This window comes from Pedobacter sp. N36a (genome assembly GCF_014472395.1).
In the GTDB taxonomy this organism is placed as follows: domain Bacteria; phylum Bacteroidota; class Bacteroidia; order Sphingobacteriales; family Sphingobacteriaceae; genus Pedobacter.
In genome coordinates, this window is sequence record NZ_JACSZW010000009.1 from 130,628 (window position 1) to 144,603 (window position 13,976).

General features: G+C 43.1%; 12 protein-coding genes. All 12 read left to right on the plus strand.

The annotated features are described in order from the left end of the window. The first annotated feature begins 114 nt into the window (after positions 1-114). The 12 genes from H9X96_RS17620 (at position 115) to H9X96_RS17675 (ending at position 13,969) form a co-directional block, all read left to right on the plus strand. The gene (locus H9X96_RS17620; protein ID WP_187667557.1) at positions 115-1,020 is read left to right on the plus strand and encodes a cation diffusion facilitator family transporter; all 906 of its coding nucleotides are present in this window, start codon (positions 115-117) and stop codon (positions 1,018-1,020) included. 67 nt (positions 1,021-1,087) lie between these two features. Then, positions 1,088-2,308: a DcaP family trimeric outer membrane transporter gene (locus H9X96_RS17625; RefSeq protein WP_187667558.1), complete on the plus strand. Its 1,221-nt coding sequence runs from the start codon at positions 1,088-1,090 to the stop codon at positions 2,306-2,308. A gap of 374 nt (positions 2,309-2,682) precedes the next feature. Continuing rightward, positions 2,683-3,246: an AraC family transcriptional regulator gene (locus H9X96_RS17630; RefSeq protein WP_187667559.1), complete on the plus strand. Its 564-nt coding sequence runs from the start codon at positions 2,683-2,685 to the stop codon at positions 3,244-3,246. Positions 3,247-3,250: 4 nt separating this feature from the next. Continuing rightward, on the plus strand, positions 3,251-4,366 hold the full coding sequence (locus H9X96_RS17635) for a porin (protein WP_187667560.1): 1,116 nt from the start codon (positions 3,251-3,253) through the stop codon (positions 4,364-4,366). A gap of 17 nt (positions 4,367-4,383) precedes the next feature. Beyond that, entirely contained in the window at positions 4,384-5,814 is a 1,431-nt protein-coding gene (locus tag H9X96_RS17640; RefSeq protein WP_187667561.1) for an anion permease, read from the plus strand. A 9-nt stretch (positions 5,815-5,823) separates the two neighbouring features. Next, positions 5,824-6,507, plus strand: a complete 684-nt coding sequence (locus H9X96_RS17645) for a succinate dehydrogenase cytochrome b subunit (RefSeq protein ID WP_187667562.1) — start codon at positions 5,824-5,826, stop codon at positions 6,505-6,507. Further along, complete coding sequence (locus H9X96_RS17650) at positions 6,498-8,414, plus strand: fumarate reductase/succinate dehydrogenase flavoprotein subunit (protein ID WP_187667563.1); 1,917 nt, start codon at positions 6,498-6,500, stop codon at positions 8,412-8,414. The genes H9X96_RS17645 and H9X96_RS17650 overlap by 10 nt, the downstream gene beginning before the upstream one ends. 10 nt (positions 8,415-8,424) lie before the next feature. Then, positions 8,425-9,171, plus strand: a complete 747-nt coding sequence (locus tag H9X96_RS17655) for a succinate dehydrogenase/fumarate reductase iron-sulfur subunit (protein WP_187667564.1) — start codon at positions 8,425-8,427, stop codon at positions 9,169-9,171. A gap of 1 nt (position 9,172) precedes the next feature. Continuing rightward, entirely contained in the window at positions 9,173-10,630 is a 1,458-nt protein-coding gene (locus tag H9X96_RS17660) for a TolC family protein (RefSeq protein WP_187667565.1), read from the plus strand. A 33-nt stretch (positions 10,631-10,663) separates the two neighbouring features. Beyond that, positions 10,664-11,653, plus strand: a complete 990-nt coding sequence (locus tag H9X96_RS17665; protein ID WP_187667566.1) for an HlyD family secretion protein — start codon at positions 10,664-10,666, stop codon at positions 11,651-11,653. Beyond that, complete coding sequence (locus tag H9X96_RS17670) at positions 11,653-12,837, plus strand: ABC transporter permease (RefSeq protein WP_187667567.1); 1,185 nt, start codon at positions 11,653-11,655, stop codon at positions 12,835-12,837. Before H9X96_RS17665 ends, H9X96_RS17670 begins: the two co-directional genes overlap by 1 nt. Then, the gene (locus tag H9X96_RS17675) at positions 12,806-13,969 is read left to right on the plus strand and encodes an ABC transporter permease (RefSeq protein WP_187667568.1); all 1,164 of its coding nucleotides are present in this window, start codon (positions 12,806-12,808) and stop codon (positions 13,967-13,969) included. The genes H9X96_RS17670 and H9X96_RS17675 overlap by 32 nt, the downstream gene beginning before the upstream one ends. Positions 13,970-13,976 lie beyond the last annotated feature (7 nt).

Consider the following 13,976-nt stretch of genomic DNA (forward strand, 5'->3'; position numbering starts at 1 on the left):
ACCCTTGAACAAAGAGGAGGAAGGCATAGCGCAATACGTTTCACTTTAGAATGTGGAACATAATTGAGCTTTTAGGAGTAAGCCTTTTGTGTATTTTGAGTAATAATACATATTATGGCGTTGACTGAAAACCGACTGATTAAGCTATCTATTTATCTCACAGGTGTTTTTGCGCTTTTAAGCATCTGTTTTGGTTTGTTTACCGACGCCAAGGCCATTATCTTTGACGGCCTTTTTAGCCTGATTGGGATGATGCTGTCTATTGCCTCCATCTTTGCACTCCGCTTTATCAGAAAACCCGAGGATCAGGTGCTCCCTTATGGAAGAGCACACTTTGAACCCTTTATTATTTTGATTCAATGCCTGGTGATCATTTTCCTTTGTCTGTATTCGCTCATTACCGCTACCCTCGATTTTATGCATGGCGGCAGAATCGTGGACCTGAACGTAGCCATTGGCTTTTTGATCTTTTCTGCATTGGGTTCTTTAATGATCTGGCTGTATTTCAGGAAGAAATCATTGCAGGTATCTTCTGAGTTTGTCAGAATTGAAGCGCTTGAATGGCAATTGGGTGCTTTTTTAAGCGTCGCTATTTTGGTAGGAATGATGATTGCCTTTATTCTGGATCGGATCGGTTTCCATGCTGTTGTTCCTTATATAGATCCAACATTAGTTATTCTTGCCTCTCTAATCTTTCTCATTGAACCCATCAAAACGGGAATTAGAAACCTAAAAGAGCTGTTGTTATTTGCACCAGATGATGAGGTGGAAAGAACCACTAAAGCACTGGTGCAGGAGATGGTGCACTCAAAAAACTTCCTGGATGTGAAAAGCCATATCGCAAAAACGGGAAAATATCACTTGATAGAAATTGATTTCCTTTTGCCGGAAGGTTATCCCCTCCGTTCAGTAGATGAGCTGGATCTGATCCGGGCAGAGGTGTATGATGGGATTAAGAATAAAAACAATAACCTATGGCTCACCATCTCTTTTACCGCACAAAGGAAATGGATGCTGTAATACTATACATAATATATACGATCAAATTATGCTTTTGAAACATACACTCGCTTTTTTACTCCTTCACATGATGGTGATAACCGCTTTTGCGCAAAAAGACTCCTTAACCCGGAAACGGCTGGATAGTCTGGAGGCCCGTTTAAATTACCTGGACATTCGATTAAAGAAAAATGCTTCGCCTCCGAGAACTCAAACCAGAAGCGCTGTAGAATCCGGAAGGTATACAGGAGTGGTGATGGCCGATGATGAAAGTGTTGCCCTGCAGATTGGTGGCTTTATACAGACGGATGCGATTCATGATTTTCACAATAACAACAGCCCTCTGGGTTTTTTATCTTCTGGGATAGACATTCCTAATGCTAAAAAAAGTAATACCACTTATAGTGTCGCCGCCAGTCGTTTTAACCTGAACGGGCAGATTCCGATTGAAGGTAAGGGATTAAAAACCGTACTGGAGTTCGATCTTTTCAACAGTTCCTTTAGTCCGAATTTAAGGATGGCTTATGCCGAATACGGAAAAGTGCTGGTTGGAATGTACTGGTCTAACTTTATGGATGTAGATGCTTATCCAAATACTTTGGATTATAATGGTCCCAATTCTATGACTTTCGGCAGGCAGGTACAATTTAGGGTAACTTTGCCAGTCAGCAGAACTACAGATGTGGCTTTAGCACTGGAAGATCCGGAGAGTTTTTTGACGCTTCCTGATGATTCAGGTTTTAAAGCATTAAAGCAAGTTCCAGATGTGACGGCTAGTATTCAATATAGTAAAAACGGAAGCCACCTGCGTTTTGCCTCAGTAGTACACCCCATTGTCTACCAAAACACGTTGCAGGAAAGAGAAAGTAAGGTCGGTTATGGCTTCACTGCAAGTGGTGTTTTGCAGCAGCCTGGAAATAAGGATAATTTCGTATTTCAAGCCAGTTATGGCAAGGGAATCAGCAAATACATTAACGACATTGGGCCGGATAATTATGATGGGCTCTATAATCCTGCCAGTTCCAGCCTGGAAATTCTAGGTGTTTGGGGCCTTTCGGCTTCTTATGACCATTGGTGGTCAGATCAGCTCAGTTCTACTGCTGGCTGGGGTTATTTGAATCTTGAAAATGAGGGAGTCGTTGCAAATCAGAGTTTTAAAGCTTCGAATTATGGAGTGTTAAATCTGATTTACTATCCGAATAGCTTTATCAAAGGTGGCCTGGAGTATTTATACGGGAGCAGAAAGAACGTAAACGGCGATTCTGCCAATAATAGTCGTATTCAGCTGACGCTGCAGTTTAGATTTTAGTTATTCTTTCAGGTAGTGGTGTGTTAAGAAATTAAATGTTCCTTCCCTTTTAGCTTCATAAATGTGCAAGGACTTTACATAGAATTATTCTGATAATAATCCTCTATTTAGGTAATTATTTATTTTAAAATAACTAAAACCTTTTTCCCTTAATAATGTACTATAATAAACCGGTATTACTAAAAATGGGAATTTCGGCTCCTGTTGTAGAGATATAAGTTGTGAAATTAAGAATTGCTTAGCGGAAAAAACTTACAAAATCCATTACCTATGGAAAAACATACCCCTCATGCTAACAGGTATCTCCGCCCGGGATAAACTGCCTGCCGCCCCAAAACATCCTATCTGTCCTTGAAATCATAAATGCTATTTACATGGTACATTTTTACCCGCAAATTGATAATCATGCGTTTGTAAGCGCAGCTTATCTACTTTTTTTTGTTCCAAAAGCCGTCAAACATCCTCTTTTCCGGTTGATCAATACCCTCAAAAAGAAACTTTCTCTAGAACATAAGGAGGGAACTGCGCCACTTCAGCTGGAAACTGGCGATAGCCCATGTCAGGGACATCTGCTTTATAGTAAAGATAAGCGCAACGCCTATCTTCAAATACTGGAAACAGTCCTCACCGATCAAAAGCCTTTCCTAACTAAAGGCTACTCTATTAAAGACCTTGCAGAAGATACCGGTATTCCTGCTCATCATCTTTCTTGCTTGATTAACAAGGAGTACCAGCTTAATTTCCAGAATTTCATTAACTTTCAGAGAGTGGAATATGTGAAGTCACAAATCCATCAGGAAGAATGGAAGCAACTGTCTTTAGAAGGCATGGCCTGGCAAGCAGGCTTTACTTCCAGAACCACATTTTTCAGGGCCTTTATTAAAAACACCGGTAAAGCGCCTTCTTATTATTTAGGTGATGCTCATCATAAGCTCTAATTTAATGAAGTTTAAAATTTTAACGTTTTTATCTATGGTCTGCACGCCAGTTTTATTAAAGGCACAAGGGGTCGAAATTCCTGTGTCTTCTAAAACAAAGCTGACGCTATCAGGAATGCTGCAAAGTCAGTTCAACTACTCGCTGGACAAAGATGTGGACATCAAAGGGCAGCACCATTCCGGTGATGAACATTTTGCACACAATTCCTTTTCTGTAAAACGGGCACGGGTGCAATTGAACGCAGCGATCAATGAACGCATCAATGCCGTGATCCTGGTTAATTTCGGTGACTTCACCGGAAACCCTCAAAACAAGGTTTTAGAAAATGCTTATATAAAATATAGTGTCAATGATTATGTGAATTTTCAATTCGGACAGTTTCGTCCGCAGTTCGGACAGGAAGATAATTATCCGGTAGACTTTGTAAAATCTATAGACTTCTCTAATCAATACTATTTGTTTGGTGCCAATAGCTGGCAGAGTTTCCAGATTGGTGCAAGTTTTTCCGGACAAATTAAAGACATCGATGTGCCCATTCAATATTCAATAGGAGTGTTTAATGGCAATAACCGGAATCAGGTGAGCGACAATGATGATGGTAAGATTTTCCCTGCGCGCGTAGTGCTGGGCTTAAGTAAAAATACCCACCTGGGTGCAAGTGCCGGGTTCGGAAAAAACATGGGACAGAAAATCTGGGTTTATGGCGTAGATGTAGATTATACGAAAACACTGAACGAAAGGTGGGGATTGTCCTTTGTTTCTGAATACAAACAAGGGATCAACAGTCAGGAGTTCTTTGGACAGGAAACACCAGTAATCCCAGTCAGCAAATATGCGATGAGAGGGATTTATGTCTTGCCAAATGTGAGCTACCGCGTTAAAAATACGAGGTTAAAAGAGTTAGAATTTGCTTTTCGATATGAATACCTGGATGCTGATTTCAGACAGGCTGGGAATTCCAGAGAAACCTATATCCCCATGCTCAGCGCTTCATTTGCTGAAGCTTATGCCATTCGTGTACAAATAGGTTTGCAAATGGACCGATATGAAAAAAGTATACCGAACACCACACAGTATAATACCAATCGCGTGATTTGCCAGATGCAGGCGCGCTTTTAATAAAACACCAACAAACTATGCAAGAAGTAAACTACAAAACCTTACTGATTACCCTGGCATTCGGGCTGGTCATCTGGTTTATTCCAGCACCAGAAGGGGTGAAGGCAGAAGCCTGGCACCTATTGGCCATCTTTCTGGCTACCATTCTAGGGATTATCCTTAAAGCGGCACCAATGGGCACGATGTCTATGATCGCGATCGCTTTAGTAGCCGTCACCGGCGTACTTGCTCCCGGTAATCCCGGAAAAGCCATCTCCCTGGCTTTAAGTAGCTTCGGCGACAAGGTGATCTGGCTGATCGGGATTTCCTTTTTTATTGCCCGTGGGTTTATCAAAACCGGGCTGGGAAGTAGGATTGCCTATCTTTTTATCCGTGTATTTGGTCGCAGTTCCCTGGGATTAGGTTACGGTTTAGGTTTAGCAGATTTAGTGCTTGCCCCTGCAATTCCTAGTAATACTGCCCGGGGAGGTGGTATTATCTATCCGATAATGAAATCTATGGCCATCAATTTTGGCTCTTTTCCTGATAAAGAAGAAACACACCGCAAGCTGGGTGCTTACCTGAGTTTGAGTAGTTATAACGTTAACCTGATCACTTCTTCTATGTTCCTGACCGGTACGGCCAGTAACCCGATGTGTCAGAAATTTGCTGCGGATCTGGGGATTCAAATTACCTGGATGTCCTGGATGTGGGCGGCGATCGTTCCCGGTATCATTTCCATGATTCTGATTCCTTATGTATTGTATAAGATATATCCACCGGAAATAAAAGTAACTCAGGGCGCTACAAAAATGGCATCTGATAAGCTGAAGGAAATGGGTAGAGTATCTACCAATGAGTGGCTGATGCTGATCGCTTTTGTGATCCTGCTGGTATTGTGGGTGAGTGGTGATTTCTTTAAAATCGATGCGACCACTACTGCCTTCATCGGACTGGTATTTCTATTGCTGTCCAGAGTGCTGACCTGGGAAGATGTGAAAAGTGAAAAAGGAGCCTGGGACACTATTGTCTGGTTCTCAGCCCTGGTGATGATGGGCAGTGCTTTAAATACCCTTGGATTAATTCCCTGGTTAAGTAACGTAGTAAAAGATCAGATTGGAGGCTTAAGCTGGACAATGGCTTTTCCGATCATCATCCTGGTTTATTTCTACAGTCACTATCTTTTTGCCAGTGCAACTGCACATGTGGCTTCTATGTATGCCGCTTTCTTAGGAGTAGGAGTGATCATTGGTATTCCACCGATGTTACTCGCCTTATCATTGGGGTTCTGCGGTGGTATTTTTGGTACGTTAACGCATTATGGTCATGGACCAGCACCGGTGTTTTTTGGAAGTACGTATGTAGATGTCAAAGATTGGTGGTCCAGAGGGTTTATACTGAGCATTATTTTCCTGATCGTCTGGATCGGAATCGGTGGCCTTTGGTGGAAAGTAATTGGTGTATTTTAATTAAAAGCTATGGATAGAAAAACAAATACTTCTACGCTGATGCGTAAAACATTAATGGCTTTCACAGGACTATTTCTCTGTTTTTTTCTGGTGATTCATTTGCTGGGCAACCTGCAGCTGCTATTGCCAGCAGCACAGGCGAAAGGAAGTTTTAACAGTTATTCACAGTTGCTTTCAGGCAATATTTTTATAAAAATTATTTCCTATGTGCTGTATGCCTCGATTATTGTCCATGGGATTGATGCCCTGGTGATCACACTGAAGAATAAAAAAACTGCTGGCAAATATGCAGTAGATGGAAGGGCAGCCACCAGTAAATGGTACTCCCGGAATATGGGTATTCTCGGTACACTGATCCTGATCTTTCTGGTATTTCACTTCAAAGATTTTTGGTACCAGTATAAGTTTGGAACGCTGCCGATGGACGAGTTTGGCCATAAAGATTTGTACACGATCGTAATTGCGGCTTACCAGGATTGGTGGTATGTATTATTTTATGTGCTTTCCATGTTTGCATTAGGTTATCATTTGCTGCACGGCTTTTTTAGTGCCGCCCGCTCTCTAGGGTTGTATCATCCAAAATATGTGGCCTGGGTCAGGAATTTTGGAAAAGTATACAGCTACGTGATTACGTTCGGCTTCGCAATTATCCCAATTTATGTTTATTTAACCCAGCATGTCGTATGGAATTAAATGCTAAAATCCCGCCGGGGCCATTAAAAGATAAATGGAGCTTTTATAAAGACCATGCCCTATTGGTGAATCCCGCCAATAGAAAGAAAATGGATGTGATTGTGGTTGGAACCGGACTTTCTGGAAGTGCCGCCGCCGCATCTTTAGGAGAAATGGGTTATAATGTGAAATCGTTTTGCTTCCAGGACTCCGCAAGAAGAGCGCATTCCGTTGCCGCACAAGGTGGTGTGAATGCCATGAAAAACTATAAAAATGACGGCGATAGCGTATATCGCATGTTTTATGATACGATAAAAGGAGGCGATTTTCGCTCACGGGAAGCCAATGTTTACCGACTGGCAGAATGCTCTGCACAGCTGATTGATCAGGCAGTTGCCCAGGGTGTACCTTTTGGCCGCGAATATGGAGGCTACCTGAACAACCGCTCTTTTGGAGGGGTACAGGTGAGCCGTACTTTTTATGCAAGAGGGCAAACCGGACAGCAATTATTGTTGGGTGCTTATCAGGCACTCATGAGACAGGTTGCCGCAAAAACGGTGACTTTATATACCAGGCATGAGATGCTGGATCTGGTCATTGTAGATGGGAAGGCGAGAGGAGTCATCGTGAGAAATCTCGATACCGGTGAAATCGAAAGGCACAGTGCGCATACCGTGATTCTGGCCACTGGCGGTTTCGGTAAGATTTACTATCTGTCAACACTAGCGATGGGCTGTAATGCCTCTGCCATCTGGCGTGCCCATAAACAAGGGGCCTATATGGCCTGCCCAAGCTGGACACAGGTGCACCCAACCTCATTGCCGCAATCTGGCAGTTACCAGAGCAAACTCACCCTCATGTCTGAATCTTTAAGAAATGACGGTCGGATTTGGGTGCCTTTGCAAAATCCTGAAAATAGAAAACCCAATGATATCCCAGAAGCAGAAAGAGATTACTACCTGGAACGTCGATACCCTGCTTTTGGAAACCTAGCGCCAAGAGATATTTCTTCCCGCGCAGCAAAAGAACGTATTGATGCCGGATTTGGCGTAGGCCCTCAGCTCAATGCCGTTTATCTTGACTTTTCAAAAGCGATCAAAGAGCAGGGACAAGGGAAAATTAAAGAGAAGTACGGAAACTTGTTCGATATGTACCGTAAAATCACCGACATCGATGCGTATAAAGAACCGATGATGATTTCACCAGCTGCACATTTTTCTATGGGCGGCTTATGGGTAGATTATGAATTGATGACCACCATTCCAGGTTTGTTTGCTTTAGGAGAAGCTAATTTCGCCGATCATGGGGCCAACAGATTGGGCGCCAATTCCCTGCTTCAAGCATGCGTAGATGGTTATTTTATTGCACCATATACGGTGTCGAATTACCTGGCCGGGGAAATCAAATCTGCCAGACTCAGCACCGAAGAGCAGGAATTTGTAGATGCCGAAGTTCGGGTAAGGGCACATCTCGGAAAATTACTCGCCATTAATGGCACAAAAACCGCTGATCATTACCATAAAATATTGGGCAAACTTCTTTACGACTATTGTGGTTTATCAAGAAGTAGAGAAGGGCTAATTAAAGCAATACAGGAAATCAAGAATCTGCGCTCGGATTTCTATCAAAACCTTAAAGTGCCAGGTACAGAGGAGGAAATGAATGGGGAATTGGAAAAAGCAGGCCGTATTAGTGATTATCTGGAGATCGCGGAATTGATGTGTCAGGATGCTTTGACAAGAGAAGAATCTTGTGGTGCCCATTTCAGGGAAGAATATCAGACTCCGGAAGGAGAGGCTTTAAGAAACGACGAAAAATATTGTTTCGTTTCTGCCTGGCAATACCAGGGAGAGGATCAGGAAGAAGTGCTGGTTCCAGAACCCCTGCATTTTGAAAACGTAGAATTAACAGTAAGGAGTTATAAATAATATACCGGCTATGAAAATCTATTTAAAAATATGGCGACAAAGTGATGCCGGTAGTCCGGGGAAATTGGTCGATTATGAATTGGACAATGTGATCCCTCACATGTCATTTCTGGAAATGATGGACACACTGAATGAACAGTTGATTTTGAGCGGCGATCGTCCTGTCGAGTTTGATCATGATTGCAGGGAAGGAATTTGTGGTCAATGCGGGATGATGATCAATGGTCGTGCGCATGGGCCGATCAAACATTTAACCACTTGTCAGCTGCACATGAGGGAGTTTAAAGATGGGGATACCATATATATTGAGCCTTTTAGAGGGGCCGCTTTCCCGGTAAAAAGGGATTTAAGGGTAGACCGGTCTGCTTTCGACCGCATCATTCAGGCCGGAGGTTTTGTATCCGTAAATACGGGGCAGGCACCAGAAGCAAATGGGATCCCAATCACCCATGAACAAGCAGAATCTGCTTTTGATAGTGCTGCATGTATTGGCTGCGGGGCTTGTGTGGCCACTTGTAAAAATTCAAGCGCCGCTTTATTTACTTCTGCAAAGATTGCGCACCTGGTGAAACTGCCTCAAGGAAAGATGGAATCCAGCAAGCGGGTGCTGTCTATGGTGGCACAAATGGACCTCGAAGATTTTGGCCATTGTACCAATACCGAAGCCTGTGAAGTGGAGTGCCCGCAAAGCATTTCTGTTCTGAATATCGCCAGAATGAATTGGGAATATACCCTGAGTAAAGTTTTAAAAAAGTAATATGTTTAAAGATCTACCTATCTGTAAAAATTATGCCCTGCTTTGTGGCCTGATGGTTTGGGGAATTACCACAAATGCACAGCATACCTCATTGGAGGATTGTTTTAACCTCGCACAGCAAAATAACCTGACCCTCAGACAAGCGAAATCTTCCCTGGCTTCAGGAGAGGCTAACCTGAAAGCAGAGAAAAAAAGCTACCTGCCAAAAGTGGATTTATTGTCTAGCTATACGTATCTGAGCAGTCCTTTAACGATTAACTTACAGCAGGCAAGGGATGGTGTAGTAAACGGTTCTTCGCAGCAAAGTGTCAATACGGCCAATGAGGTGTTCAAAGAAATCACCGGAAATCCATTGCCTCAATCTGTGCAGGATCGCATTTACAATACTTCAAAAAATGTAATCGGCGCTATTTATCCCGATTATAATCCCAGTTTGAGCAAACAATCTTATTTTGTTGCAGGGCTAGGTTTTCGGCAGCCCATATTTTTAGGCTATAAATTAGATGCTGCGGGAAATCTGGCGGAATCCTTAGTGAAGTCGGCAGATATAAATGTAGATTTAGTAGGGAAGGAAGTTGAGTTCCTGATTTCTTTGCAGTACCTGCGAATTTTATACTTAAATACTTTGCTTTCTGAACAGCAGACGATGGTGAATGCGCTGACAAAAAACAACGAATATGCACAGCAGCTGGTGAAAAATGAAATCCTAGCGCCATATCAGAAAAGCTGGACAAATGTGGTCTTGATTCAGGCACAAAGCCAGTTCAATAACATCAAACTGGAACAGGAAAATGCGAAGGTGGAATTAAATAAACTGTTGGGTATTCCTTTGGATTCCAATATTGTGATCGCGGATGCGCTAAGATATCGTCATATAGAACCAGCGGCTCCTAAAGAAGATTTTTGGGTGTCAAATCCGATTTATAGAATGGCAGGAAGCAAAATCAATTATGCGAAAACTGCGGAGAAGATCAGCAGGTCTTTCTCTTTGCCGAATATTTTTGCCATCGGTAATTATAACCTTTATCAGAAAGACCTTCCGGTGACGATTCCGGACTGGTTTATCGGAGTAGAGCTGCAGTGGAGTTTATTTAACGGACAAACTCGTAAACGTACGCAAGCCGCCAGTAAGCTGGTGGAAGAGGCAAAGCTTGGGGAACAAAGTGCTGGATTGGCCTTGCAGGTACAATCTACGGTGGCCAGAAATAAAATGAAGTCGCTCCAAAACGATGTGAATGCCCTGGATAATGCCAGAAAAGAAGCACATACTACGAGTACTTTGATTGGCGAACGAATGAAAAACCAGTTGTCTTCACCTAAAGATGTGAATGATGCTTTACTGGTAGAAACAGAAATCGACAAAGGTTATCATACCGCTGTGTTTGGTTATTACCTGGCCGTTGCTGCCTATTTTAACAGTATTGGAACGCCTAAAGAACTGGCAAAATACCTTAAATAAAACATAAAAAATCAAGCTATAAAACACATATACATGAAAGATATCATCAAAAATTACTGGGCTTTACTGATCCCTATTGTAGTGGTCATTGCCGCTCTGTTCTTCTTTCTGGCAGGGAATAAAAAACAAGACAATAATTTCATCGGCATGGTAGATGCTTCCAGTGTGGATGTGGCGGCAGAATTTCCTGGTCGCCTGGACTCCTTGCTCGTTGAACTTGGCGATACGGTAAAGGAAGGACAAATCGTGGCAATTCTACGTTCTAACGAGATTGATGCCATAAAAGCGCAGGCGCTTGCTGCAATTGATGCGGCAAAAGGGCAGCAGGAGCTATTGTTAAAAGGTGCAAGACCAGAATTGATTGACGCAACTTCTAAGCTTTATCAGATCAGTGAAGACCAATATAAATTATTTAGCGCTACGAATGATAGGATGCAGCGTTTGTACAAGGCTGATGTGATCTCCGGCCAGGAAAGAGATGTTTTCTATTTCCGCTATGAGGCGGCAAAGAAAGAAATGGAAATGGCGAAACTGAACCTGAAAATGCTGAAAGATGGTACGCGTCCGGAAATTATGAAAACGGCCAATGCGATTGTAAAACAAGCGGAGCAGGCTTATGAGCTGACCAAATCATTGGGCGACAATACCAGGGTTCATGCACCTGCAGATGGGGTGATTTCCAGTTTAGTGACCCACCAGGGAGAAATTGTTTCTATCGGTTATCCAATGATGACCATTGAAAAGAAAAACTCCAAGTTGCTCAGGTTTAATGTCCGGCAGGATGAATCTAATCTTTTAAAAGTAGGGTCTAAAGCTGCTGTAAAGGTTCCTGGCTGTGATCCTGAAACGTTTGAAGTGAAGGTGACTTCGATCGCGCCGACCTTAGAGTTTGCGAATTGGGTACCTACAAAAGACAAAGGGCAGTTTGAACTGAGAACATTTACGATAGAGCTGAAACCAGAAAATGCTGCCGGAATTAAAGGCTTGCGTGCAGGTATGACGGCTTCCTTAATTTTGCCATAATGCGTTCGACTTGTCAAATCATCATTCGGGAATGGAACAGGATTCTCCATCTAAAGGTATTTTATCTGGTGATGCTGGTGGTTCCTGCCATGTTATTTTCTTTTTACGCCTACATCTATCAGGAAAAAGAGGCAAAAAATCTTCCTTTTGCGATTTGGGATGATGATCAAAGTCCGGTGAGCCGACAGCTGATTTTTTTGCTGGAGCAGCGGGATGCCTTACGCATCACCAAGAGGTTGTATAGCGAAGCAGAAGTGCAGCAGGCCATTCAAAAAGGCGAGATCATGGGGGCTGTGCATTTTCCGGTAAATATGCAGAATGATGTTTATAGCCGTCATCCTACAACAGTAACCCTGTATACCAATGCAGCGGCTTTAGTCCCCGCTAAAATGGTGTACAAAGCAGCAGCACAGGTGATCATCACGGGGAGTACCGGGATCATTCTGAAGAAGCTGGTGAAGACGGGAATGGCGCCAGACCGGGCCATGGCTTTGGCCAACCCCATTAAACTGGATACTTATCAGCTGTACAATGCCACCTACAATTACCAGGAATATCTGGTTCCAGGACTGATTACCGTAGGGATGCAGATGATCCTGATCATCAGCAGTATGCTGGCACTCAATTATGAATACAAGACCAATACGATACCGCAATTATATGAATTGGCAAAAGGCTCGGCATTTCGCGTAATTGCCGGTAAAACGATCGCCCATCTGGTGGTCAGCTGGTTCAATTTTGCCATTATTGCCTTTATCCTCTTTCCTTTCTTTGAGATCGGTGTACCCGCGGCAACAGGTAAGTTTTTTGCGCTGTATACCTTGCTGTCTATCGCTTGTATTGGCATCGGAATGTTCATCTCCGCCTTGTTTAAAGATGTGATGCTTTCCGGGGATGTGGCCTTGTTTTATACTTCGCCGGCCTTTGTGTTCAGCGGTTTTACTTTTCCAAGATGGGCAATGCCCTGGTATGATCAATATTATGCGACGATTATGCCTTATACGCCATTTTTAGATACTTTCTTTAAGGTATATTATATGAACCTGCCCTTCTATTACGCGCAGGCTGATTTGTATAAACTATTGTTGTTTCCCGCGGTCATGTTTCCGACAGCCCTAATTCTTTTCCAACGTCAATTTAATAACAGTAAAAATGAAGCAGCAGTCGAACCCGTCCTTAATTAATCTTTTACTGAGAGAAGCAGGGCTAGTGGTGAAAGACCATAGTTTGCTCCTTACACTGCTGATCGCACCTTTGCTGTATGCCTTTTTTTACGGCAGTATTTACATCAATAAAGAAGAGGAAAATGTGAAATTGGCCATCGTAGATGATGATCAGACGCGTTTATCCCGTTTGTTACAACAGAATATAGACAATTCTCCAATGGTAGAACTGATCCATTTTTCTAACCTGGAAGATGCAAAAGAACAGATGTATGAAGGAAATTGTCAGGGGTATATGTACATCCCCAGAGGTACGCAGACAAATTTATTGAGCCTCAAGCAGAGCAATGTGGTGCTGGCTGTAAATGCCGCCAGATTTTTGCCTTCCAGTGATATTCTGGCCAGTGTGCAGGCCATCTGCCTGACGGTTGGGGCAGGGGTACGGCTCCAGTTTTTTGAGAAAAGCGAGGGGATGACTTCCGCCATTGCGATGCAGAATGTGATGCCTGTGAGTTTGGATTACCGTCCGCTGTTTAATGAGCGTTCCAGTTATGGGGCTTTCTTATTGCCGGGCTTGCTGGCGCTGATCTTGCAGCAGACTTTGCTGATCGGTCTTTCAGAGAGTGTGGCTGCAGAAAGGCAGCATGCTACAATTGGGGCTTGGTTAAGGGGCGGCGCGTCCATGGCGATTTGGGGTAAAGGGTTATTTTACCTGATCCTGTTTTCTGCTTATGCGTTTTTCTTTCTGAATGTGAATTATGGGCTGCTCAACCTACCCATGAGGGGAAATGGTTTTGAGCTGAGCTTATTGCTGCTCTTGTTTCTGCTGACCTTAATTCCTATGGGACAGTTTATCGGCTCTTTGTTTAAATCACAGCTGCTCTGTTTACAGATGATGGCATTTTCAACGTATCCGATTTTCCTGATTACTGGATATTCCTGGCCGTTTGAGTCTTTGCCCTTGCCGGTGCAGTGGTTGTCTATGCTATTGCCAACTACGCCATTTATACAGTTGTATACGGCCGTGGTACAGTCGGGGGTAAGTATATGGGAGAACCCCAAGTTATTGATGCACCTGATGCTACTATGGGCTTTCTACAGTGGAATCTGTTATGCACGTTTACATACTTTGAGAAAACGGTTGCTGGTTTAGTTCTTTC